The 23,637-nt window shown below is 40.7% G+C and carries 19 protein-coding genes; 10 read left to right on the plus strand and 9 right to left on the minus strand.

Annotated elements, in window-relative coordinates:
• Window positions 1-38: 38 nt before the first annotated feature.
• The 6 genes from ASU03_RS17155 to ASU03_RS17180 all read left to right on the plus strand — a co-directional run bounded on the left by ASU03_RS17155 (window position 39) and on the right by ASU03_RS17180 (window position 8,623).
• Entirely contained in the window at window positions 39-635 is a 597-nt protein-coding gene (locus ASU03_RS17155; RefSeq protein WP_057833014.1) for a DUF411 domain-containing protein, read from the plus strand.
• A complete protein-coding gene (locus ASU03_RS17160) occupies window positions 635-2,038 on the plus strand; it encodes a TolC family protein (protein ID WP_057833015.1) in 1,404 nt (467 codons plus the stop codon). The genes ASU03_RS17155 and ASU03_RS17160 overlap by 1 nt, the downstream gene beginning before the upstream one ends.
• Window positions 2,038-3,792 carry an efflux RND transporter periplasmic adaptor subunit gene (locus tag ASU03_RS17165; RefSeq protein ID WP_057833016.1) on the plus strand — a complete coding sequence of 585 codons (1,755 nt, stop codon included), beginning with the start codon at window positions 2,038-2,040 and terminating at the stop codon, window positions 3,790-3,792. The genes ASU03_RS17160 and ASU03_RS17165 overlap by 1 nt, the downstream gene beginning before the upstream one ends.
• Entirely contained in the window at window positions 3,792-6,926 is a 3,135-nt protein-coding gene (locus ASU03_RS17170; protein ID WP_057833017.1) for an efflux RND transporter permease subunit, read from the plus strand. The genes ASU03_RS17165 and ASU03_RS17170 overlap by 1 nt, the downstream gene beginning before the upstream one ends.
• Before the next feature lie 120 nt (window positions 6,927-7,046).
• On the plus strand, window positions 7,047-7,838 hold the full coding sequence (locus ASU03_RS17175) for a substrate-binding periplasmic protein (RefSeq protein ID WP_057833018.1): 792 nt from the start codon (window positions 7,047-7,049) through the stop codon (window positions 7,836-7,838).
• A gap of 149 nt (window positions 7,839-7,987) precedes the next feature.
• A complete protein-coding gene (locus ASU03_RS17180; RefSeq protein WP_057833019.1) occupies window positions 7,988-8,623 on the plus strand; it encodes a hypothetical protein in 636 nt (211 codons plus the stop codon).
• A gap of 64 nt (window positions 8,624-8,687) precedes the next feature.
• Here the strand turns inward: ASU03_RS17180 and ASU03_RS17185 are convergent, their stop codons facing one another.
• Complete coding sequence (locus ASU03_RS17185; protein ID WP_082627334.1) at window positions 8,688-9,998, minus strand: dipeptidase; 1,311 nt, start codon at window positions 9,996-9,998, stop codon at window positions 8,688-8,690.
• 296 nt (window positions 9,999-10,294) lie between these two features.
• Here ASU03_RS17185 and ASU03_RS17190 point away from each other — a divergent pair, with 296 nt between their 5' ends.
• Window positions 10,295-10,726, plus strand: coding sequence for a hypothetical protein (locus ASU03_RS17190; protein ID WP_057833020.1), 432 nt, complete (start codon window positions 10,295-10,297; stop codon window positions 10,724-10,726).
• 42 nt (window positions 10,727-10,768) lie between these two features.
• Here the strand turns inward: ASU03_RS17190 and ASU03_RS17195 are convergent, their stop codons facing one another.
• The 3 genes from ASU03_RS17195 to ASU03_RS17205 form a co-directional block, all read right to left on the minus strand.
• A complete protein-coding gene (locus ASU03_RS17195) occupies window positions 10,769-11,305 on the minus strand; it encodes a hypothetical protein (RefSeq protein WP_057833089.1) in 537 nt (178 codons plus the stop codon).
• 66 nt (window positions 11,306-11,371) lie between these two features.
• Window positions 11,372-12,034 (minus strand): HupE/UreJ family protein, encoded by a 663-nt coding sequence (locus ASU03_RS17200; protein ID WP_442855149.1) that lies wholly within the window; start codon window positions 12,032-12,034, stop codon window positions 11,372-11,374.
• Window positions 12,035-12,693: 659 nt separating this feature from the next.
• Entirely contained in the window at window positions 12,694-13,101 is a 408-nt protein-coding gene (locus tag ASU03_RS17205; RefSeq protein WP_057833022.1) for a DoxX family protein, read from the minus strand.
• Window positions 13,102-13,318: 217 nt separating this feature from the next.
• Between ASU03_RS17205 and ASU03_RS17210 the strand changes: the two genes are divergently transcribed.
• Window positions 13,319-14,293: a transposase gene (locus ASU03_RS17210; protein ID WP_057833023.1), complete on the plus strand. Its 975-nt coding sequence runs from the start codon at window positions 13,319-13,321 to the stop codon at window positions 14,291-14,293.
• Between the two features lie 286 nt (window positions 14,294-14,579).
• On the opposite strand, the gene ASU03_RS17215 is transcribed toward ASU03_RS17210, so the two are convergent.
• Together ASU03_RS17215 and ASU03_RS17220 are read right to left on the minus strand one after the other, a co-directional pair.
• Window positions 14,580-15,827, minus strand: coding sequence for a malic enzyme-like NAD(P)-binding protein (locus ASU03_RS17215; RefSeq protein ID WP_057833090.1), 1,248 nt, complete (start codon window positions 15,825-15,827; stop codon window positions 14,580-14,582).
• Between the two features lie 241 nt (window positions 15,828-16,068).
• The gene (locus ASU03_RS17220; RefSeq protein WP_057833024.1) at window positions 16,069-16,896 is read right to left on the minus strand and encodes an outer membrane protein OmpK; all 828 of its coding nucleotides are present in this window, start codon (window positions 16,894-16,896) and stop codon (window positions 16,069-16,071) included.
• 200 nt (window positions 16,897-17,096) lie between these two features.
• Between ASU03_RS17220 and ASU03_RS17225 the strand changes: the two genes are divergently transcribed.
• Window positions 17,097-18,218, plus strand: coding sequence for a pyridoxal-phosphate-dependent aminotransferase family protein (locus tag ASU03_RS17225; RefSeq protein WP_057833025.1), 1,122 nt, complete (start codon window positions 17,097-17,099; stop codon window positions 18,216-18,218).
• Between the two features lie 447 nt (window positions 18,219-18,665).
• A complete protein-coding gene (locus ASU03_RS17230; protein WP_057833026.1) occupies window positions 18,666-19,136 on the plus strand; it encodes a hotdog fold domain-containing protein in 471 nt (156 codons plus the stop codon).
• A 91-nt stretch (window positions 19,137-19,227) separates the two neighbouring features.
• On the opposite strand, the gene ASU03_RS17235 is transcribed toward ASU03_RS17230, so the two are convergent.
• The 3 genes from ASU03_RS17235 to ASU03_RS17245 all read right to left on the minus strand — a co-directional run bounded on the left by ASU03_RS17235 (window position 19,228) and on the right by ASU03_RS17245 (window position 23,625).
• Entirely contained in the window at window positions 19,228-19,851 is a 624-nt protein-coding gene (locus ASU03_RS17235) for a TetR/AcrR family transcriptional regulator (RefSeq protein ID WP_057833027.1), read from the minus strand.
• 330 nt (window positions 19,852-20,181) lie between these two features.
• Window positions 20,182-22,371, minus strand: a complete 2,190-nt coding sequence (locus ASU03_RS17240; protein ID WP_057833028.1) for a malate synthase G — start codon at window positions 22,369-22,371, stop codon at window positions 20,182-20,184.
• A gap of 63 nt (window positions 22,372-22,434) precedes the next feature.
• Window positions 22,435-23,625: a urate hydroxylase PuuD gene (locus tag ASU03_RS17245; protein ID WP_057833029.1), complete on the minus strand. Its 1,191-nt coding sequence runs from the start codon at window positions 23,623-23,625 to the stop codon at window positions 22,435-22,437.
• Window positions 23,626-23,637 lie beyond the last annotated feature (12 nt).

Genomic DNA, 23,637 nt, shown 5'->3' on the forward strand with positions numbered 1-23,637 from the left:
GTACTCATATTGTTAAATTTGCCCCCAAGGAGGGAGTTATGTTTTCATTTTCTTTTCCCGTTAAAGCCACTATAGCTATTAGCCTTTTCGCTAGCTTATTATTGCTTAGTGCTTGTTCAGAACAAAACACGCAATCAACGCCCGTAGCTAAGCAGAAAGTTACCCCGCCAAAAATTGACCGATCAACGCCAGTAGCCTTCACCTCAGCAATAGCAACCACGCAAACTACGACACTGCACCCGATACTTGCAGTGTATAAAAGCCCTACTTGTGGTTGTTGTGAGAAATGGATAGATCATATTGAGCAACACGGTTTTACCACTAAAGCTCATAACCACGAAAATTTATCGGCCTTCAAGCAAACTAAGGGCATAGCGCCGCAATATCGTTCATGTCATACCGCAGTGTCAAAAGACGGCTATGTTTTTGAAGGTCATGTACCGGCTAAATTCATTCATCAGTTTTTAGCTCAGCCACCCAAAAATGCCCTTGGTTTATCGGTACCCGCTATGCCAATTGGTACACCGGGTATGGAAATAGGGGATAAATTTATGCCCTACCAAGTCATTTTACTTAACGCTGACGGTAGTTATGGTATTTACGCCGAGCTTAATAATTATCAGGAGCAATTCTAATGATTAGCAATAAACTAAGTCAGACCAAGATAAGCTCAGTTGCCAGTGCCATAGCCTTAAGTTGCCTTTTTAGTGTTAGCCCAATGAGTCAAGCGGCTAACAATGAACGAATTTTGTCATTTAATAGCGCAGTGACAACCGCGCAGAAAAATGACCCTTGGCTAACGGGAAATAAACATCTGCAACAAGCAGTTGTAGCTATGAGTCATGCTGCGGCTACTATGCCAGATCCCAAAATGTCCATTGGGCTGGCAAATTTACCAACCGATGGCTTTGATTTTTCTCAAGAAGGTATGACCCAGCTTAAGGTCGGTATTACCCAGATGTTTCCACGTGGCGATAGCCTGGCCATTAAAAATCAACAATTACGTATTGAAAGTGAAGCTTACCCTTTTCAACGGGCCGACCGAAAAGCTAAAATCGCCGTTACCGTAGGTACCTTATGGCTTGATGCCTTTCGGGTTCAGCAAAGTATTAGCCTTATTGAAAAAAATCGTTCTTTGTTCGAACAATTAGCTGATGTCGCTCAAGCCAGTTACTCTTCTGCCTTAGGCAAGACCCGCCAACAAGATATTGTTCGAGCGCAACTTGAATTAACTCGCCTCGATGACAGGTTAGATATATTAGCGCAACAAAAAAATGCCTATTTGGGTATGTTGGCGCAATGGCTATCGACGGCTTTTACTACCAGTGCCAATAGCCAGCAAGATGCTATCAGCCAACTGCACAACATACAATTAGCCCAGCAATTACCACAACTTGATTTACTCAATAACAAGCTTGTTTATGGTAAAACTTGGTTGTCTGTGGAAGTGCTCGCTAAACACTTTGCTAATCATCCCGCCGTATTTGCGCTGGATAAAAAAATATCTGCCAGTAAAACCGGCATTCACTTAGCCGAGCAGCAATATCAACCCGAGTGGGGAGTTAATGCCAGTTATGGTTATCGTGGTAATGACCCTATGGGTAATAGCCGCTCAGATTTCCTCTCTGTTGGCATCACCTTCGATTTGCCGCTATTTACTGAAAACCGCCAAGATATGGTGGTAAAATCCGCAATTTCAAAAACGGAGGCGGTGAAAACAGAAAAAATACTGTTATTACGTCAACTACTGGGTGCTTTTTCAAGTGCCAAAGGCCGTTTATTACGCTTAGAACAGCGAAAAATGCTCTACCGAACGCGACTCTTACCACAAGTTGAAGATCAGGCAGAAGCGTCATTAACCGCTTACACCAATGATTACGGTGACTTTGCTGAAGTAGTGCGTTCACGTATTGCTGTGCTCAATGCCAACATTGACGACTTAGGCATTCAGGTCGCAGAGCAAAAGCTTATTTTAGAATTAAATTACTTATTTGTTGGCTCGTTAAGTACCGCCAATAACATAGCGGGAGAACAATAATGACAGCAACTAAAACCTCAACAGTTAAAGCCAGCCTAGTTGGCTTAATTTTTGGTGCAGCTCTTACCGTAACGGCTTACACCCTATTCACGCCCCCAAGTAACCTAACTAATAGCGACAGTAGTGCTAGCAGTGAGCCGCTTTATTGGGTTGCCCCTATGGATGCTAATTATCGTCGCGATAAAGCCGGAAAGTCACCTATGGGTATGGATTTAATTCCCTATTATGCTGACGATGGTTCAGGGCCAGATGAAGGTGTCGGCACTATTCGTATTTCCCCCAATGTCGTTAATAACTTAGGTGTTCGTACCGTCATTGCCGAAGTTAAAATATTACATACCCAAATTGATACCGTAGGTTATGTCACCTTTGATGAAGATACCTTAGTACATATTCACCCTAGAGTAGAAGGCTGGATAGAAAAACTTTATGTTAAAGCCATTGGCGATGCAGTAAAAAAAGGCCAACCACTGTATGATATTTATTCTCCTGAGCTAGTCAATGCCCAAGAAGAGTTTTTACTCGCCATAGACCGAAAAAATCGCCGTTTAATTACCGCGGCAGAAAATCGTTTAGTCGCACTGCAATTACCAAAATCAGCCATTAAAAAGCTTAAAAAAACGCATAAGGTGCAACAAAACATTACCTTTTATGCGCCACAAAATGGCGTCATTGAAAACCTAGAAATACGGGAAGGTTTTTTTGTTAAGCCTGGTTCAACCTTAATGTCTATTGGTGATTTATCACAAGTTTGGGTGGTTGCCGAAGTATTTGAGCGCCAGGCAAATCAAGTAGTACAAGGCACAGCTGTGACCATGAGCCTAGATTATTTACCGGGTAAAACCTGGCAAGGTAAGATAGATTACGTTTACCCCATCTTAGATGCAAAAACCCGCACGGTAAAAGTCAGGTTGCGCTTTAACAATGAAAATGGTGAATTTAAGCCTAATATGTTTGCGCAAATTACCATTCATACTAGCAGTGATGAAAAAGCACTATTAATACCCAAAGAGGCGCTAATTCGCACCGGCAATCAAGACCGTGTGGTATTAGCCCTCGGCGAAGGAAACTTTAAATCCATCGCCGTTAGTGTTGGACGTTTTGATAGCCATAATGTGGAAATATTATCCGGCCTGAGCGCAGGTGAAAAAGTGGTTAGTTCGGCACAATTTTTACTCGACTCTGAATCGAGTAAAACCTCTGACTTTAAACGTATGAACCATGATTCAGTGCCCAGCACAGTGTGGGTTGATGCCAGCATAGTTAGCCTGATGGCAGATCATAAGATGCTGACTTTAGCTCACCAGGCTATCCCTGCATGGGACTGGCCAGAAATGACCATGGACTTTATCGCTTTAGACTCAGTCGACTTTTCTCAACTAAAAGCGGATATGACTATCCGTGTTGAGATTGAAAAAGCCAGTGACAACGATTATCGCATTATTAACATTGAACAAAATGGTGACAAGCCCGTCAGCAGTGCCACGGTAAATGGCACAGTAAGCTCGGTTATGCCAGCGCACCGCATGGTTACTCTACACCGTGAAGCCATCGAAAAATGGGGTCGAGCAGCGGCGACTGTTGACTTCATAGTCGCCGAAAATGTTGATATGACACTTTTTACTGTCGATGCTTACTTGATGTTCACCTTCGAAATTCATCACGGTGAATTCATTATTGTTAGCGCTATGGCAATGAACTCAAGCATGAAACATAACATGCCTCAGGCACTCATGCTTAAAGGAGGTCTGTAATGATTACAGCTATTATTCGCTGGTCGGTAAACAATCGCTTCTTTGTCATACTGGCCACCATGATACTCGTGGGTGTTGGTTTATATTCAGTAAAAAACACCCCGATTGATGCCCTGCCTGATTTATCTGATGTGCAAGTTATCATCAAAACCAGCTACCCTGGCCAAGCACCACAAGTTGTTGAAGAACAAGTAACTTATCCATTAACCACTGCCATGTTATCGGTACCTGGCGCAGTAACCGTACGTGGTTACTCCTTTTTTGGCGATTCTTACGTTTATGTTATTTTCGACGAAGATACCGACCTTTATTGGGCACGCTCTCGCGTTTTAGAATATTTAAGCCAAGTAGGCCCTAGTTTACCTAGCGAAGCTAGGCCACAACTAGGCCCTGATGCCACGGGGGTTGGCTGGGTATACCTATATGCACTGGTTGATAAAACGGGTCAACATGATCTGAGCCAACTACGTAGTTTACAAGATTGGTTTTTAAAGTTTGAATTACAAACAGTAAAAGGGGTTTCTGAAGTAGCCGCACTCGGTGGCATGGTTAAGCAATATCAGGTACAAATTGATCCCGATAAATTACGCGCCTTTGGTATTCCTCTATCGCTGATCCAAACGGCGATCCAACAAGGTAACCAAGAAATTGGTGCCTCGGTAGTGGAAATGGCCGAAGCCGAATATATGGTGCGCGCCACCGGTTATATCAAAAGTGTTGAGGATCTTGAAAACATTCCCCTTGGCGTCAATGAAAATGGTACGCCTTTATTATTAAAAGATGTCGCTCAAATTGGCACTGGGCCACAAATGCGCCGCGGTATTGCCGAGCTGAATGGTGAAGGTGAAGTCGTCGGCGGTATTATAGTAATGCGCTTTGGCGAAAATGCCCAAGAGGTTATTAAAGGCGTTAAAGCTAAGCTTGAGCAGTTAAAAAAAGGCCTACCTGATGGTGTAGAAATTATAACAGTTTATGACAGATCAGCCTTGATTGAGCGTGCGGTGGAAAACCTAGCGATGAAACTGTTAGAAGAATTTGCTGTCGTTGCCTTAGTCTGCGTGATTTTTCTCTTTCATTTTCGCTCATCTTTAGTGGTGATAATTAGCATTCCTGTCGGTATTTTAACGGCCTTTATTGTCATGCATGCCCAAGGTTTAAACGCCAACATAATGTCTCTTGGTGGTATTGCTATTGCCATTGGCGCTATGGTTGATGGCGCTATTGTTATGATCGAAAACATGCATAAACATATAGAGAAGACGCCATTAACCGATCAGAATCGTTGGCAAATTGTCACCGATGCCGCTTGTGAAGTAGGCCCAGCACTGTTTTTTAGTTTGTTGATTATCACGGTCAGTTTTGTGCCGGTATTTACTCTTGAGGCACAAGAAGGTCGAATGTTTTCGCCCCTGGCCTACACCAAAACTTATGCCATGGCGGCATCGGCGGCCTTAGCTATTACTTTGGTACCCGTATTAATGGGCTATTTTATTCGCGGCAAAGTGCTCGCTGAGCATAAAAATCCGGTCAATAGATTTTTAACCTCACTCTACATGCCAGCGCTCAAGGCCGTATTACATTCGCCTAAAATTACCTTATCAGCCGCCTTTGTCGTGCTTCTCATCGGTTTATATCCGCTAGATAAAATAGGTAGCGAATTTATTCCGCCCCTTGATGAAGGCGACTTGATGTATATGCCAACTACCTATCCGGGTATTTCTATTGGCCAAGCAAGGCAGCTGTTACAACAAACCAATAAGCTGATTAAAACCGTACCTGAAGTAAAAACTGTTTTTGGCAAAGTGGGCCGCGCTGAAACGGCCACGGATCCGGCGCCCTTAACCATGATAGAAACCTTTATCCAGTTCAAGCCAAAAAGTGAATGGCGAGAAGGAGTTACTACCGCTAGCTTGAAAAAAGAGCTTGATTCCTTAGTGAAGTTACCTGGAGTCACCAATGCTTGGGTTATGCCGATAAAAACGCGTATAGACATGTTAGCAACAGGCATCAAAACTCCGGTAGGTATCAAAATAGCAGGACCTAAACTCGAGGTTATTCAAGAAATAGGACAGCAACTGGAAGTTATTTTAGCTAACGTACCCGGCACAGCTTCGGTCTACTCGGAACGTGTCGCGGGTGGCCGCTATATTAAAGTTGATATTCAACGAGCCAAGGCGGCTCGTTATGGCTTAAATATTAGTGATATTCAGCAAGTGATCGCGACGGCAATTGGCGGCATGAATGTTACCACTACTGTTGAAGGCTTAGAGCGTTATCCAGTCAATTTACGTTACCCGCAAGATTATCGTAATTCCCCTGAGCAGCTATCGCTATTGCCGATAGTTACCCCCAATGGCCAACGGATTTCCCTTGGTGATGTTGCTCATATATTTATTGAAGATGGTCCTCCAGGTATCAAGTCAGAAAATGCGCGCTTAAATGGCTGGGCTTTTATTGATATAGAAGGCATAGACGTTGGCACTTATGTTGAAAACGCTCAGAAAGTGGTTGATGCTCAGCTAAAATTACCCGCTGGCTACTCTATTGCTTGGGCGGGTCAATATGAATACATGCAACGGGCAAAAGCTAAACTCACTTATGTGGTACCGTTAACATTAGCCATTATCATAGTATTACTGTATTTAAACTTCCGTAATGTTATTGAAGTGGCGATGATTTTAGGCACACTACCCCTCGCTATGGTCGGCAGTATTTGGCTAATGTATTTGCAAGGCTTCAATTTCTCGGTTGCGGTCGGAGTAGGTTTTATCGCCTTGGCCGGCGTAGCAGTAGAAATTGGTGTTATCATGCTGGTGTACTTAAACCAAGCTTATCACGCCTTATTGGCTGACAATGCTGCCCAAGGAAAAACCACCAGTAAAGAGCAAATATTACAAGCCGTGCTGCGGGGTGCGGGGTTAAGAATTAGACCTATTATGATGACCGGCGGTACAGTTATTGTCGGTTTATTACCTATATTATATGGCACAGGTACTGGCTCAGAAGTGATGAGTCGTATTGCCGCCCCTATGGTTGGCGGCATGGCAAGTGCTATGTTATTAACCTTGCTAGTATTGCCTGTGCTTTATTATTTATGGCGTGCAAACAGTATAAAAACTGCTGATACTAACTAGCTAAATCCGAGTTTATTAGCAGTAAGTGGCTTCAGTGGTCACTTACTGCTGTCACTTGTCTTTATAGCAACATTGGTAGTTACTGATAGCACTACAACACTTTAGCTTGAAAAGAACATCATGATTAAAATCACTAGCAAGTTATTACCGCGCTGCCTGATATTGTGCTTGCTATGGCTAACGCTGTACCACGCTGCTGTACAAGCTAAAGCCTTAGTCGTTGTCTCTGATGAATGGTGCCCTTATGTGTGTGACGAGCAAGATTTACCTGGTTTCTTGGTGGAAATAGTCAATGAGATAGCTAGAGATAACGCAATAAAGTTAACCTTTTCTTTAATGCCATTAGCTCGAGCATTAAAGCTAGCGCAAAAAAACAAAGTCGACATAGTACTCGCCTTAACACCACAACATATTGAACGTTATCAACTTCAGCAAAGTCAGTTAAACTTTGCTGGCTTATATAATGATTTTTATGTCAGAGCAGGTAACCCTTGGCGTTTTCAGAGTATGACTCACTTATCAGCGACATTAACAGGTAACGCTATTTTAGGTACCATTAATGGTTATCAATATGGCGCAGAATTCAGCCATTTTCTCAAAGCACAAAGCGAACATGTTTTTGCGGCCAGTGGCAATTCGCCTCTAGTAAAGCAGTTAAAAATGCTACAAATGGGCCGATTAGATATATTATTAGACTCTCGATTTACCGTGCAATATCAACTAGCCAAAGGAGAAATAAAAGGCATTATTTATGCAGGAACCCAAGGTAATTTTACTCCGCTGTATTTAGGCTTTTCATCTTTGCTCAGTAAAGAACTAGTAAATATATTTGATAGCGGCTTAATAACGCTGAGGCAAAGCGGCAGGTTAAAGAAGATATTAGCAAAATATGGCCTCACCGACTGGCAATAGCAGAATATTAACGCGCACATTGCTCGTGCCTGCGGCAAAAAATCACGCGAGTGCTAGTAAAACAATGTGCCAGTATTTTGCTAGAGTATAACGTACCAGACCAGCTTGTTTTTTATCACCCAGTTCGCACCTTACTTTACAGGATTAATATGCATTTTCTCAGCGCAACACTGCGTACTAGCATGGTGAGTTTACTACTTTTAGCGGCAACTGCCGTCCAAGCAGAGACTACTTATGCAGCACTAGATAGAAACCAATGGACTTATGACACTGACCCTTATGGCAGTGAGGCTATCATTAATGAAAAACTCATTAGACATGGTGGCATCTGGATAAAATTTAAGCGTGTGCCGCGTATTGATGAAAAGCGCAATTCATGGATTGAATTGATTCATAAATTACCTAGCGCTTCATTAACGGGCATAAAAAAAATACGTCTAACGTATCAATGTGATACGCCACTGTTAATGAAGTTATCACAGCAAGAATATGGCAAAAATGGTGATCAAAGTTATGCCCATTATCAAATAAAATTACCAGCGACTCAACAGTGGCTTAGTAAGGAAGTTGCTTTAAAAGACTTCTACCGCCCAGCATGGACCCCCGCTAGCTCTAAAGATTATGGTTTATCGCCGGAGCATATTAATGCCATTTATTTAACGCCAAGCATGACCGACAAAGAGGGCGGAGAAGCGATATTACAAATACGCGCTATTGAGTTATTACCTGAGCAGACTGCCATAATCAGCTTGAATGAGCACTATCGATTGCCAACAGCTAACTAAATAGCAATTGAAACCAATAAGTGCTCCAACCATATCATTAAGTAAATATGGCTAAGTATATAACTTAATGCTGTGCAGCATAAATCTCTACAGCTTGCCAAACACGCAGCACATTACCTGATAAAATTTTAGCGATATCTTCTTCGCTATAACCACGCTTTAACAAGCCTTCGATCAAGTTAGGATATGAAGCCACATCTTTTAAGTTAGTCGGTAAACTATCACCGACACCATCATAATCTGAGCCAATACCAACATAATCAATGCCGACTAATTTCACCACATGGTCAAAGTGATCAAGCACATCGTTTAAGCTGGCGTATGGATATGGGTTGTCAATTTTGTATTGTTCTTTAAACGCCTTAACTTCATCACTATCTTTTTCAAGCTTGTTAGCTTCGGTAAACGCTTTAATTGCTGCTTTACGCACTTTGCCGTAATCGATAGCTGTTTGATTAATAAAGCTAGAGCCAAAGTTAATTTGAATCACACCACCATTTTCCGCCAGTGCCTTAATCATCTCATCACTCATATTACGTTCAAAGCCTGGAGTAAAATGACGTGCGGAAGAATGTGAAGCAATAACAGGTGTCTTAGTTATCGCCATGACATCATAAAAAGCCTCATCTGAGATATGAGAAACATCAACCATGACGCCAATATTATTCATCTCTGTGACTAAAATTTTACCAAAAGCAGTTAAACCGCCAGCGGGACGATTTTCATCATAAGAAGAATCAGAAATATGATTCGTTTTTGAATGCGTTAACGTGATGTAACGAATACCGCGGTCATAAAAGTGCTTAAGATTGGCTAAATCACCTTCAATTGGGCTGCCGTTTTCCATGCCCATAGGCAGCGAAATTATGCCCTTAGCAAAGTTAGCTTTAATATCAGCCGTTGAATAAGCTAAAGCAAATTTATCAGGCGCTGCTTTAACTATATCTTCAACTAAAGTTATCAATTTATCGGCAAGCGCTTTACTACCACCGATTTCCTCAAGTCTGGCTGGAATATAAATCGACATAAATGGCGCATCTAAACCGCCAGCAACTGCTCTTGGAAAATCGAAATCGCCATGTTCAGTATGCTCAGCAACATTTTCAAATTCATCTTCTAAACGATATGGCACATCAATATGGCCATCAGTAATAATGTATTTTTTAGCTATTTCTTGGGCTAATTCGGCATAATTTACTGCGGCTACTTGTTCAGTATTGCTGGTCGATTCAGCTACATTGGCGCTGCTTGGTGTCACGGCTTTAGGATCTTGACAACCACTGACGACTACGCCCAAGGATAAAACAATGCCAGCCATTAATGGCGATAGCTTAAAGGGATGACTTTTAACAGACTTACTGCTTATTTGATTCATTATTATTATCTTTTTGCATTTAAAAAATCACTTTGCCAATGCTGGGCATTAATGTCAAAACAAAAGAGGTAAATAGAGATAAAATAGAGTTTCTATAGGTGAATGGATTTTTTAACCAGGCTAAAGCAATCTCCCTGATTACAGCAAAGCTATTAACGCCGTAATCAATGAATAACGATCGTTCAGAGTGTTTTTACTTTTATTTTATCCCCCTTCAGGCTACCCTTAAGAGACGTTAACTTATCGCATTTCGCAATTATAATTAACAAGCTATAGTAATTATAATAGAGAAACACATGACAACTTTTTACCTGCCTCATATACGTTTATTGCTCATCTTAGTGCTGCTTTCTTTAACTAGCAGCTGCACTGAAGAACTAGAAGATCCCTCTGAAGCAGAGGTTACCGTTGCATTTTTTGATGCTGTCTATAATAAAAAAGATTTAAATATTGCTCTTTCTTTTAGCTCGGCTAGCTTTAAAGAAGAAATAAAAAAATATAAAACTATTAATAACTTTTCTCGACGTATGCTTAACTTGTCCTTTGACTCGGTCAGCATTGAGACTCAAAAATCCACTACCAAAGTAATTGATGAGTTTAATGTGGAAGTAAGCATGACGGTATTATTGACAGGTACGCGCAATGATAAAATTTATAAGGAAGTAAAAAAGATTCAATTAATCAAAAAAGGAAACTCTTGGTTGGTTAATAAATTATTAAAATATTAATAGCTATACGCACGGTGAGCAATTCGATCATAAGTGTCCCTACTATTTTTTTAACCCGACAATAGTATACTCGCCATTAACAGTAAGTTTAATTACCACAGCTTGGTCTGATTTGTTTTTCCAATACCAACCATGCACACCCGCAAAAGGTGTGGTAAAACTACCCTGCATATCCGCTAACGTGGCAATAGCATAACTTTCATAATAACCTGTGGTATCACCTTCAGGCTCGCCGTGTAAATCAAAGAAAATCGCTGCGCCATCAGTCTGCCATTGATATTCCATTTTTTTAAATTTTTCCATGGCAAATTTAAATTCAAGGCCACGCCCTGCAGGGACTATGATCTCAATGATATCAGCAGCTTGAATGCTTTTCGGAACGTCAATAGTATCAGCACCGCTATCCACAGCAGCAGCTTTAGGATTAGCTAAAGCTGTTAAGCCCAATTTAGCGCCGATACCTGTTGGATCGATATTGTATTCTGCCGGTAATATAAAACTTACCAGCGCTAAGCCGGCAATAAACACCGCGATAACGGTGGCTTTGAGCAAAGCTTTGTTTGATAAGGTATCTTGCATATCTATTTCTCTTCTTTTTATTTCTTCATACTTAAATTGAGTTATTTCGTTCATTTGATAGTTAACCTAACGAGTAAAGTAACCAGTTAACTGAAAACCTATCAGCATAAAACCCGCGCTCATCAATAAAGTATTACTTACCGTGGAAAACTGCACAAACGATGGGTGTTTCCGCCAAAAGCTAATAACCAGTAAGATAAAGGTTAAGGCGGCCAACTGTCCTAGTTCCACACCTAAATTAAAGGCGATTAAATTGGCAAAAAGACCATCTTGTGGCAGTTGAAACTCTTGTAATTTTGTCGCTAAGCCAAAGCCATGGAATAGGCCAAAGATCAACACCGCAGCTTTAGCATTAGGAGTAAAACCTAAGGTACGCTGAAAACCACCTAAGTTATCAAAGCCTTTGTAAACAACAGACAAGCCAATAATCGCATCAATAATATAGGCATTTACTTGTACATCCCATAGCACACCCAATAGCAAGGTTAAGCTATGGCCCAAAGTAAACATACTGACATAAAGCAAAATATCTTTGCTCTTGTATAAGAAGAAAATGACGCCCGCTAAAAACAGTAAATGATCATAACCGGTCACCATATGTTTGGCACCAATATACATAAAGGCAAAAAATTGTACGCCGGTATTATTTTGTAAAAACAGTCGGGTACTCTCATCAACGCCATGTGCCATGGCATCGAGTGAAAACAAGCCCATCAGGCATAACACCATAACAATTAAAGTTAGGTGCTTACTACTAGAAAACATTGATGACTCCGCTTGAATGAGGCTATTTTGAGTGCATGATATGGCGCTATAGAGCCGAGCAAACAAACAAGATAAAATGATGACTACATCATGCCAGTTATATTTATAGTGACAAGCCTTTAGGCTAAAGTTGTTACGTTTCGAGTGGAAATATATTTAAACAAATTGCTCTGCCGCTTTGAAAACGAATGGGTTATTGGCCCTATGCGCTTTTAGCCAGCATGATGGTGATTATCATTATTTCTTTCAATTTTCAAAATAAAACCAGCACAGCAAACAAAACCGCATTGAAAAAATCGCTTATATTCCGATTTCCCATGGCCAAGATGACAAATATTTCTCTCTTGCAGATAATGAACATTTTGATTTCACTGCCTTAAACAACATTACCACCGATGAATTTCACAATAATCTGGAGTTAACCTATCCATAGTTAGCACAAACACATCCGTTGATATTAACCGCACAGATGCATCACCACAGCTATTAATTCCTGTTGAACAAATTGGTGATTTAAAACGCCAGGCCGATGCTTAGTTCGCCCATTCATGGTTAGATCATCAAGAAGATGACTATCCGGCAATTAAAGAAAATTTACTCTACCACTACAATAATTAGAATTATTATGAAATTGATTTCGCCGGTTTATTAATCTCAGGATAACCGATACAGAAAAGTGAGGAGATTAACAAAACGCTGTACTCAATTCCATTAGAGCCGGAACCAACAACAAACCATCCATGCGGTAAATGCACCAGAATTAAACCAGTAAAATAAATAAGAATATAGGTTGTACAAATATATGGTAATTTTTTACCCGCTACCAAAAAAAGTGAACCTATAATTTCAAAGAGAGTAATTCCCAAAGCTATCCCTAGACCAAAAGGAAAACCTTCACCAGTTAACCAACCTCCAAAAGGTTCATAACCTCCAGTTAAAAGACGATGCCAACCATGACTCGCAATGATTATTCCAGTAATACATCTTAAAAAAAAGAATGATAATTCTTCTCTAGATTTAACTGTATGCATAATTTAATTCCTAATATCCATATAAATTTTAGTTGATTACAATAACTCTCAAAATAGAATGTAAAACAATCGTGGTAGAGCGGCCCATTACTGAGCCGACTCCACACAGATCCGGACGTGAGAAATATGAAATATAGCAGACACCCACTCAAATGGAAATAATGAGTGGTATCAACTATGCTCAAATAACCATCAATGAATATCTTTGAGAGTTATTATGGCGACGGCAAGAAAACAACAAATAAGCTTAGTTGATACCCCTTATTATCATTGTGTTTCTCGTTGTGTTCGCCGAGCGTATCTTTGTGGTGAAGATAAACTCACCGGACAAAATTATGAACATAGACGTGCTTGGGTAGCAGATAAACTACAGGCATTACGTAAGGTTTTTGCGATTGATGTCTGTGCTTATGCGGTCATGAGTAATCACACCCATTTGGTATTGTTCATTGATGAGCAGCAAGCGAAGTCATGGACAATGCATGAAGTGATTAGCCGTTGGCATCAGTTATTTAAAGGAACCTTGCTAACGCAACAATATTTACGGGGTGAGCCACTCATTGACACGCTTCAACAAGTTGTAGACGAAACAGCCAGGGTTTATCGTCAGAGATTGATGGATATCAGTTGGTTTATGCGTATTTTAAATGAAACTATCGCTAAACAAGCCAATCGAGAAGATAAGTGTACCGGCAGGTTTTGGGAAGGACGTTTTAAATCTCAAGCCTTGCTTGATGACGCCGCGTTAATAGCCTGTATGGCTTATGTCGATTTAAATCCCATTAGAGCTAAGATAGCTAAAACCCCAGAAACATCCAAGTACACCAGTATTCAACTGCGAATAAAATCGGCGATTAAGGGTGAACAAGCGACACAACTACTGCCATTTATCGGTAACCCAAGAAAGAACATGCCTACAGGTTTACCGTTTGCATTAAATGACTATATCCAATTGCTTGATTTAACCGGCCGTTGTATTCGAGCCGATAAACGCGGTTCTATAGACAAAGCCCAACCTGAAATATTAACGCGTTTAGGTATTAGCGCCCAAAACTGGTTAGTATTAACCACCCAGTTTAGACAATGTTTTCATGGCGCTGTGGGCAGAGCGCAAGCACTTACGGATTTTTGCGAACATCAACACTTAAAAAAACGAGCCACGGTGTCAATTTGCCAAAAGTTACTTGCTTAATAATCCATATAACTCATCTAGATACATCACTCACTTAAGGCTAGTTGTGCCTTAAATTAGGTGAAACCTCTGTTTTGCTAAATTAATTTGAAGACCCTCTTCGTCACCATAATACTCAAAGTTAAACTCTGCCCAATGCAAATCAGTAACGTTGATTTATTGATCTTCTGTATTAATTATTTTGAGTGGGTGTCTGGTGTTTACTCTATCACTCTTGTTTTATCGTTATCATAAAACAAACTGTGGCTACTTATAAATTCAAGTCGCCACAGTTTGACTTACTAAGTTACGAATTATTCATATAGTTATCAGGTAAAGGTAAAGCGGCAACGCCTGAGTCGACCGCGGCTTTAGCCACAGCAAAGGCGACGTTTTGGCATAACCTTGGGTCCATAGGGCGAGGGATAATATAACCTTTACCAAAGGATAATTCCTTTTCACCACTGGCTTTTAAAACGCTTTCCGGTACATCTTGTTTGGCTAGCTCTCTAATGGCATGAACCGCTGCTAATTTCATTTCATTATTAATTTTACCGGCGCGTACATCTAAGGCACCACGGAAAATAAACGGGAAACAAAGGACATTGTTTACTTGGTTCGGGTAATCAGAACGACCTGTCGCCATAATTAAATCACTTCTAACTGCGTGTGCTAGCTCGGGTTTAATTTCAGGATCTGGGTTAGAGCAAGCAAATATTATCGGATTATCAGCCATTTTCTTTACCTGCTCAGGGCTAAGTAAGTTAGGACCAGAAACACCAAGGAAAACATCAGCGCCTGCAATCACATGGTCTAACGTTCTTTTGTCGGTGTTATTAGCGAACCGTGTTTTATACTCTGATAAGTCACTACGGCGGGTATGAATTACCCCCTTAGTGTCGAGCATGTAAATTTTTTCTCGCATAGCGCCACATTGGATTAACAATTCCATACAGGCAATAGCGGCAGCGCCGGCGCCTAAACAAACAATATTTACTTGCTCTATTTTTTTGTTTTGAATTTCTAAGGCGTTGAGCATCGCCGCTGCCGTCACGATAGCGGTACCGTGTTGATCGTCATGAAAGACCGGAATTTTACAACGCTCTTGTAACGCTTTTTCGATAACAAAACATTCAGGGGCTTTAATATCTTCTAAGTTAATGCCACCAAAGCTATCGGCAATACAGGCAACCGTATTGATAAACTCTTCAGTTGTTTTATGGGTAACTTCAATATCAAAAGCGTTAATATCGGCAAAACGTTTAAATAATAACGCTTTACCTTCCATTACTGGCTTTGACGCCATTGGTCCTAGATTCCCTAAGCCAAGCACTGCAGTACCATTTGAAATAACGGCAACGGTATTGCCCTTACCGGTATACTTGTAAACATCGTCAGGGTTCTTGGCAATTTCTCGGCAAGGTTCGGCGACACCTGGGCTATACGCTAGCGACAAATCGGCACTTGTTTCGGCGGGGGTAGTGATGGCAACGGCAATTTTACCTGGGGTGGGCAAGGCGTGATAATCCAGAGCTGCTTGTTTAAAATCAGACATGTGTGACCTACTTTTTATAGTTTTAAGATTAAATATATGGTTGTAAATTTTTTGTAAATAAAAGGTGGTACTCAACATGCTGGTCGGGGGTAGCATGCTGAATACCAAAATATTGTTGTTAATAAACCTGATTGGCATAGTTGCGCTATCACTAGCCATTTACTCGATAGTTGATAGCGCAGTTTGTTTTTAATTTACGTGCTTAAGAAACTGAACTTAGGTTAACTAGGTTATGCTCTTATTAGAAGCGCCATACAGCAAGAAGCTGTGCGGTATTATCATCAACGCCTTTAGCACCTAGTTTGTTTTTCCAGTATTGGTATTCAATACCAACGAATAAACGTTGTGCTTTTTGACCTAATACCTCACCTAAATCCAAACGGATTTGTGGTTGAAATAGAATCCATGATTCTAACTCGGTAGTGCCAAAGTTATTAGTTTGTATACGGCCGTCGATGTACTCTAAGTGACCTTCAATGCTCCAGCTTGTTGAGCCAATTTTAAAGGGGTAAGCCCAAGCAAAATCAATCATAAAACTAGAGTCTTCATCAACTACGGTAAATACCGGAGAATCCGCACTGCCGCCACCTTGATGGATATAAGCCGTTACATCTATTTGCGCAAAAGCAAAACCTGGCAGGTCTAAAGCGAATCTCATACCCGGTAATACCCAAGCACTGTTTACTTCAGGAGCGAAGTTAAAACCGGCAACTAGACCGATATCTTTTACCGGACCAAAGCTGAGATCACTACCCGTGATTGCACCTAAACTGAAGTTTGAATACCACTCACCATAAAGCTCACTTGAATCTGATACCGGGAAGTTAGCATCGTTATTCACTGAGTAACGTGAGTAATCTATAAAGAAGAAGTTATCGCCGTACTCCCAGCCACCGGCATGTTGGAAGGTGATGATAGTGGTATCAGCGGTGCCACCGGTACCTACTCGCTCTAATTCACCTAGCGCTTGAATTTGAACTTCGGTATTGCTCCAGATTTCTGCTGATGCCATTGGCGCATTTAATGCGGCTGTTAATGCAAGGGCGGTAAGTGATACTGAAATTTTCATAGTGTCTCTCTTAAGGTAATTTATTTTTATTTATTTATTTAATAGTCATATTAATTTTAGTTTTAATTTTTTTCAAGATGTCCATATTTTACTCTTTTCTGTAACTTGACACATTTGTCAGGTTGCGATTAACTAAGATACATCAGGTTGTTTTATAAACACAACTAAAAATTAAAACTAAAATAGAAGGTAAAGCAATTATGACGTTTAAATCATTCAATCCACCAGAAAGAATTTTAATGGGCCCTGGCCCTTCCGATGTAAGTGCACGAGTACGTTCAGCACTGTCTAGGCCAACTATAGGTCATCTTGACCCTTTATTTATCAATATGATGGATGAAGTTAAGACCTTACTGCAATATGCTTTTCAAACCAAGAATGAATTCACTATAGCCTTATCAGCGCCGGGCTCTGCAGGTATGGAAGCCTGTTTTGTAAACTTAGTAGAACCTGGCGATAAGGTCATTGTTTGTCGCAATGGTGTTTTTGGTGACCGTATGATTGAAAATGTTACCAGGCTTGGTGCCGAGGCCGTAGTTGTTGACTCTCCTTGGGGACGAGCTGTGGAAACACATAAGGTGAAAGCAGCATTACACGACCACCCTGATGCCAAGTTCCTAGCCTTTGTTCATGCAGAAACCTCAACAGGTGCAGTGTCAGATGCTAAAACACTCTGTCAAATGGCTCAGGAACATGGTTGTTTAACTATTGTCGATGCGGTGACGTCATTGGGTGGTATTGAGCTTAGAGTGGATGAGTGGGGTATTGATGCTATCTATTCTGGAACGCAGAAGTGTATATCTTGTGTGCCGGGTATGTCACCTATTTCATTCAGTCCTAAAGCGGTAGCAGTGGTACAAAACCGTAAGACTAAAATACAAAGCTGGTTCTTAGACCAAACGTTAGTCATGGGTTATTGGTCTGGTAAAGGTAAACGTACTTACCATCATACCGCGCCGGTAAACTCTTTATATGCACTACATGAAGCGTTAATCATACTACATGAAGAAGGTCTAGAAAACAGCTGGGCGCGTCATAGAGCACAACACCAAGTACTCGCTAAGGGTCTGAAAGAATTAGGTATTGAGTTTATCGTACCTGAAGAAGAGCGCTTACCTCAGCTCAATGCTATCTACATTCCTGACGGTGCTGATGATGCTAAAGTAAGAAATTACTTACTAGAGCATTATAACTTGGAAATCGGTGCTGGTTTAGGAGCCTTTGCCGGTAAAGCATGGCGCATTGGTTTGATGGGACATACCGCTAAAAGTGAAAATGTGGCCTTATGTTTAACGGCCTTAAAAGATGCCTTGAATCAATAAGGGCTTATTAAAAACGTAATAAAACTCAATAAATAGTTTTATTGATGAAAAAAGACCACCTTTTGGTGGTCTTTTTTTTCGCATGATGAAATCTAAAGCGCAGTTTCTGGTAAATTTCTCGCTAATTTTTTCATCATGTGGCATAGGAATAGCCGCGGTGGCATTTCTACAAGGTTTTTTTAGATGATAAAGCCAATAGACTGCTATTTATTACCGGGTGAAATGCTGTTGTACGCTGAATGAAGCTTTAAATGAACACTATTATGGTTAAATGGAGTGGATACTGGCTCTGCTTTCTAATAGTTTATCGGAAAGCTTTGTGAAAAAACGAGCCGTCATTAACGTCATTCACAGCAGTAATATTAAAAATAGTGAGCATTTGTTTGGGCAGAATATAACCTAATGATAAGTTAGCTCAGCCATTAACCTTTAACTTTAAAGCCTATTATGAAGCAGACTAATAAAACATTATCGATATATCAAAAACTTGAAAAGTACCCTTTTGGCAAAAAAATCTTCTCAATTATCGTCAGTCGTGTCGCACCTTACTTCGCCACTATTAATCCTAAAATTTCAGAACTAGTGCCGAACCAGTGCACCTGTCTAATCAAAAAAAAGAAAAAGGTCTTTAACCATATAAAAACAGTGCATGTGATAGCTATTTGTAATGGTTTAGAAATGGCAATGGGCGTCATGGCAGAAGCTTCAATTCCCAAGCATCTTCGCTGGATCCCAAAAGGAATGACGGTTGCTTATACGGCCAAAGCGGGTAGTGATATTCGATGTGTAGCAAAGGTAAACCAAGAAGACTGGCGGCCTGGAGATATGCTCGTTAGCATCACCGCCTATGATGAAAATAACATTGTCGTGGTTAAAGGGGATATTAAACTGTGGATATCTGAAAAGCCAACAGTCTGAGCATTGTTCGAATTAACAAGGCGCATAAAAGTCTGCGACTTGCCCGCTAAACGGGCACAGTGCAATTGCCATCCCCATTACTTAGCTTAGGCTATAAGCCACAGCCTTTTAATATAATCGTGGTCAGTGAATGGATCACCTCATCAAAATCAGCATCGTTCATCGTTTCTTTACCAAGACCGGCTAATACTTGCACATTAAAATCAGCATAATGCTGGGTAGAACTCCAAATAAGGAATAACAAATGATAAGGGTTAATGGCGTCTATTTGGCCCTTTTCTATCCAGGTTTCTATTACGGAAATTTTTTCATCTAACCATTGTTTGAATTCGGTATGCAAATAGTCTTTAAGAATGGGCGCACCATGAATCACTTCACTGGCAAATATTTTTGAGCCGTCAGGATCATGCTTAGCATGCATGACTTTCTCATGAATATAGGCGGTAAGAATCGTTTTAGGATCATCATCAACACTTAAGGTATCAAAGCTAGTATTCCAGCTGACAATAATCTCGCTGAGTAATTGCTGATAAAGGTCGGTTTTATCATGGAAATAATAATGAATGTTTGCTCGGGGAATATTTGCTCGTTCGGCAATTCGCTTAATAGAGGCGCCTTTAAAACCGTGAGTAACAAACTCTATTTTTGCCGCTGTTAAAATAAGTGCGACATTCTTTTGGCGAACTTGTCCGACTGATTCCTTTTTAACCTGCACAGATACCTCATAACTTCATTTATGGTGGAGAAAAATAACTTTATAACAAGTTTTAACTGACAGCCAATGCTTTATGGCAAATGGAATAATTAATTGCGCTAAAATGAAAATATCACCAGTCAATTACCCTCGTTTATGGTCATGCGTGAGGGGCATGGTGTTTTTAGTGCGAATATGAACAAAAAGAAAGATGACTAAGGGGGAAGTCATCTTTCTTTATATGGCAACCGTGCTTATTCGGTAATCCAGTGTTTATTGTCCTTTGGATCTTCGCTTAGATACCTCGAAGATGACTATTGCATTAAGCTAGTATGAGTAAATAACTGGAATTTAATGCTCAGCTTTTACTTCTATACGTCTTTTATGTAATAACGGCTCAGTATAACCACTGGCTTGCTCTTTTCCCTGAAAAATAAGTTCTCCAGCTGCTTTAAAAGCAATACTATTTTCAAGGTCACTCGACATGGCGATATAGCCATCATCAGCAGCATTTTGCTGATCAACAATGGGTGCCATACGTTGCAAGGACTCATGCACTTGGCTTTCACTGATAACACCATGATGAAGCCAATTACAGATATGCTGGCTCGATATTCTTAACGTCGCTCTATCTTCCATACGGGCAACATTATCAATATCAGGTACTTTTGAGCAACCAATACCTTGATTGACCCAACGGACAACATAACCAAGTAGCCCTTGAATGTTATTGTCTAATTCTTTTTGAATCGCCGCTGCTGATAATTCAGTTTGGTTTTTCAGTAAAGGAATAGTCAATAAATCCGTTAAATCATCGATAGCCCCAGGTAAGGCAAACTCCGCTTGCATCGCATTTTGTACGGCTTGCACATTCACTTTGTGATAATGCATTACGTGTAAAGTTGCTGCGGTAGGTGAAGGTACCCAAGCACAATTTGCTCCTGATAGTGGGTGAGCGATTTTGCTGTTTACCATGGCTGACATTTGATCAGGTATTGCCCACATGCCTTTACCTATTTGCGCTTTGCCTTGAAAACCTGCTTGTAAACCAATTCTGACATTTCTCAATTCATAAGCCTTGATCCAGGGCTCATCTTTCATCCATTCTTTTGGTGTCATAGCTCCAGCGAGCATACTGGTATGTATTTCATCACCGGTACGATCTAAAAAACCGGTGTTGATAAAGGCGACACGAGTTTGTGCCGCGCGAATACATTCCTTTAAATTGGCTGAGGTACGACGTTCCTCATCCATAATACCCATTTTAATGGTATTTTCGGCTAAACCTAAATGACGCTCGATAGCGCTAAATAAATCATGACTGAATTTTACTTCTTCAGGGCCATGCATTTTCGGTTTGACTATATAAATACTGCCTTGCTGAGAGTTTTTAAATTTAGAATTGCCGTTTAAGTCATGTAATGAAATTAAGCTGGTGATAAGGCCATCAACAATACCTTCAGGTACCTTGTCGCCATTTTTGTTGACAATAGCATCTGTGGTCATTAAGTGGCCGACATTGCGGATAAATTGCAAGCTTCTACCCGACAGAGAAATCTTTTCTCGGTTTGGTGATAAGTAGCTTCGGTCAGGGTTCAGAGTGCGGGTGATGGTTTTATTGCCTTTTTGAATAATCTCAGCAAGATCGCCTTTCATTAAACCTAACCAATTACGATAAACCGCAGTTTTATCCATGGCATCAACCGCGGCAATGGAGTCTTCGCAGTCTTGAATCGTAGTTAAGGCGGATTCTAACACCACATCTTTCACAAACGCGGCATCTGTTTTACCAATAATATTGTCTTTATCGATTTGAATTTCAATGTGTAAACCGTTATGTCGACAGAGTAGTTCCGTTGGTGCCTCGGTTGCGCCATTGTAGCCAACAAATTGCTCGCTATCTTGTAACTGAACTTGTTCACCGGAGAACAAGGTCACGGTAAAATTTTTATTGATGATATGGTAAAGCACCGCATCAATATGGCTGCCAGAGGTTAACGGTAAAGTCTCGTCTAAAAACCTACGCGCGTAAGCCTGTACTCTACGGCCACGAACAGGGTTGAAGTCTTTACTTTGTTGGGCACCATTATCATCACCAATAACATCGGTACCATATAAAGCATCGTATAAACTGCCCCATCTAGCATTCGCCGCATTTAGGGCAAATCTGGCATTCATTAAGGGCACAACAAGTTGCGGACCCGCAATGAGGGCAACCTCATCATCAACATTTTTGGTGGAAATCGTAAAATCAGCTTTTTCTTCTAGCAGATAGCCTATTTCCTTTAAAAACAACTCATAGCGCTCTTGGTTAAAAGGCTGGTTGGCCGAGTCACTATGCCAAACATCAATTTGTGCTTGCAAGCTAGCTCTGGTGGCTAATAGCTGTTGATTCCGCGGGGTAAACTCAGTTAAAACCTCGGCCACAGCATCCCAAAAGTGCTCGGCCTTAATATTAAGGCCAGGTAACACTTCATGATTGACTAAATTAACTAAACAGCCTGCCACCTGATAACCGTGTTTGATTGTTGTTTTCTGCATTTTTTATCCTTTTTCTTTGTCTTTATCTTGCTTTAATAGCCATATAGATACGTTTATGCAAACTTACTTTATTTGGGATAACCACAGTGACAAGGTTAAGCGCTCTTCGTTAGTCATCTTGGTTTTATTCATAAAGGGCATGTCTTTTGAGTTAATAACCCGTGCTTCAATTCTTGGCGCCCATTGTCTGATAGAAGCGATATCTGTGAAAATAACGCCACCTTGAGGGCTGGTGAAAACATCATCGGTGGGTGTGGCTGAATGGCAGGCTGCACAACGGTCGGCAATAATTTGTTGAACTTGCACCGGGCTAATAACTTGCTGCTTTTGCTCTGCTGATAACTCCACCGTTTTAGGGGCAATTAAATAGGCAAGTACTACAGTGGCAACAATGGTAGCAACCAATATTAGCGGCTTATGCTTGCCAACGTGACGTAAGACAAAATACTGACGCACCGCAGCGGTGATTACTATGATTACCATCAATATTAACCAGTTAGCACTGTGGTTATACGTCATGGGATAATGATTTGAAATCATAATAAATAACACCGGCAAGGTGATATAAGTGTTGTGAGTAGAGCGTAATTTAGCATTTAAGCCATATTTTGAATCAGGGGTAACGCCATCTTCTACCGCTTTTACTAGGGCACGTTGTGATGGCATGATGCCAAAAAATACGTTGCCAGCCATGATGGTACCTAAGATAGCGCCCATATGCATATAAGCACCACGCGCACTAAATACTTGTGTTAAACCGTAAGATAAAGCGGTAGCAATAATGAATAAAATAAGTGCTAATACTAAGCCGTGATCTTTAAGTTTTGTTCTTACTAATAATTCATAACTACCGACACCGATAACAATAGCGCCTATACCTAAGCCAATCGCTTGCCATTGTGTTAAATCTTTCACCCGTGGATCAATTAAGTAAGACTCAGCGCCCACATAAAACATCAGTGATAATAATAAGAAACCCGTGATCCAGGTGGTATAAGCTTCCCACTTAAACCAATGTAATGTGGTGGGGATTTTTGGTGGCGCAAGTTTGTATTTAGCGATTTCATAAAAGCCACCACCATGAATAGCCCAAAGGTCACCGGAAATGCCTTTCTCTGCTTTCCACTCGGGTGGTTTTTCCAGATGGTTATCTAACCAAACAAAATAAAATGAGGCACCAATCCATGCGATACCAACGACCAAATGTGCGAAGCGAATGATTAAATTTAACCACTCAGTAATATACGGGTCCATAGTCTTTCCTTT

This window comes from Colwellia sp. TT2012, assembly GCF_001440345.1.
In the GTDB taxonomy this organism is placed as follows: Bacteria; Pseudomonadota; Gammaproteobacteria; order Enterobacterales; family Alteromonadaceae; genus Colwellia.

Coding starts and splice junctions, on each gene's coding strand:
- ASU03_RS17155 (WP_057833014.1), top strand. CDS start 39: ATGTTTTCATTTTCTTTTCCCGTTAAAGCCACTATAGCTATTAGCCTT.
- ASU03_RS17160 (WP_057833015.1), top strand. CDS start 635: ATGATTAGCAATAAACTAAGTCAGACCAAGATAAGCTCAGTTGCCAGT.
- ASU03_RS17165 (WP_057833016.1), top strand. CDS start 2,038: ATGACAGCAACTAAAACCTCAACAGTTAAAGCCAGCCTAGTTGGCTTA.
- ASU03_RS17170 (WP_057833017.1), top strand. CDS start 3,792: ATGATTACAGCTATTATTCGCTGGTCGGTAAACAATCGCTTCTTTGTC.
- ASU03_RS17175 (WP_057833018.1), top strand. CDS start 7,047: ATGATTAAAATCACTAGCAAGTTATTACCGCGCTGCCTGATATTGTGC.
- ASU03_RS17180 (WP_057833019.1), top strand. CDS start 7,988: ATGCATTTTCTCAGCGCAACACTGCGTACTAGCATGGTGAGTTTACTA.
- ASU03_RS17185 (WP_082627334.1), bottom strand. CDS start 9,998: ATGAATCAAATAAGCAGTAAGTCTGTTAAAAGTCATCCCTTTAAGCTA.
- ASU03_RS17190 (WP_057833020.1), top strand. CDS start 10,295: ATGACAACTTTTTACCTGCCTCATATACGTTTATTGCTCATCTTAGTG.
- ASU03_RS17195 (WP_057833089.1), bottom strand. CDS start 11,305: ATGCAAGATACCTTATCAAACAAAGCTTTGCTCAAAGCCACCGTTATC.
- ASU03_RS17200 (WP_442855149.1), bottom strand. CDS start 12,034: ATGGTGTTATGCCTGATGGGCTTGTTTTCACTCGATGCCATGGCACAT.
- ASU03_RS17205 (WP_057833022.1), bottom strand. CDS start 13,101: ATGCATACAGTTAAATCTAGAGAAGAATTATCATTCTTTTTTTTAAGA.
- ASU03_RS17210 (WP_057833023.1), top strand. CDS start 13,319: ATGGCGACGGCAAGAAAACAACAAATAAGCTTAGTTGATACCCCTTAT.
- ASU03_RS17215 (WP_057833090.1), bottom strand. CDS start 15,827: ATGTCTGATTTTAAACAAGCAGCTCTGGATTATCACGCCTTGCCCACC.
- ASU03_RS17220 (WP_057833024.1), bottom strand. CDS start 16,896: ATGAAAATTTCAGTATCACTTACCGCCCTTGCATTAACAGCCGCATTA.
- ASU03_RS17225 (WP_057833025.1), top strand. CDS start 17,097: ATGACGTTTAAATCATTCAATCCACCAGAAAGAATTTTAATGGGCCCT.
- ASU03_RS17230 (WP_057833026.1), top strand. CDS start 18,666: ATGAAGCAGACTAATAAAACATTATCGATATATCAAAAACTTGAAAAG.
- ASU03_RS17240 (WP_057833028.1), bottom strand. CDS start 22,371: ATGCAGAAAACAACAATCAAACACGGTTATCAGGTGGCAGGCTGTTTA.
- ASU03_RS17245 (WP_057833029.1), bottom strand. CDS start 23,625: ATGGACCCGTATATTACTGAGTGGTTAAATTTAATCATTCGCTTCGCA.